Annotated in this window: 1 pseudogene; it reads right to left on the minus strand. The window is 54.4% G+C overall.

Going from position 1 to position 399, the window contains the following annotated elements:
- Positions 1–135 precede the first annotated feature (135 nt).
- Positions 136–264 (minus strand): annotated as a pseudogene (argS, locus tag ACRPFF_RS11330) (arginine--tRNA ligase); the annotation flags it as partial.
- Positions 265–399 lie beyond the last annotated feature (135 nt).

Consider the following 399-nt stretch of genomic DNA (forward strand, 5'->3'; position numbering starts at 1 on the left):
AAGCCCGAAGGCGATGAGAAAGAGGATTTGGCAAACAGCAGGCTGCTGAATGCCTTCAAGAAAGTCGTTCCGGCCGGCACGGCGTTTCACGGCGAGAATTTTTTTACCGTCGAAAACGGCAAAAAAATCGCCGCGAAAGAGTTGCTCGAAGTGCAGGGCTTGGCGGTGGTCGACGACGTACAGCAGGCGGCCGGCTTTCAGACGGCCTATGCGGTAGCGCAGGCACGCCAAATCGGTGGAGGCATAAAGGAAGCCGCCGCCTTGTGATGCGCATGTTGTTATGAGTATGCAGCTTCCTGTTGTCCTCAATGCAGGCGATGCAGCAGGATTACGTGCTTCGATAGACGTAGATAGAAGAGCTGTCAATCTTGCTAATGGGACCTGGGTTCGTGCAGGTTT

It is taken from the genome of Neisseria sp. SLRRB23 (genome assembly GCF_050896295.1).
Lineage (GTDB): Bacteria > Pseudomonadota > Gammaproteobacteria > Burkholderiales > Neisseriaceae > Neisseria.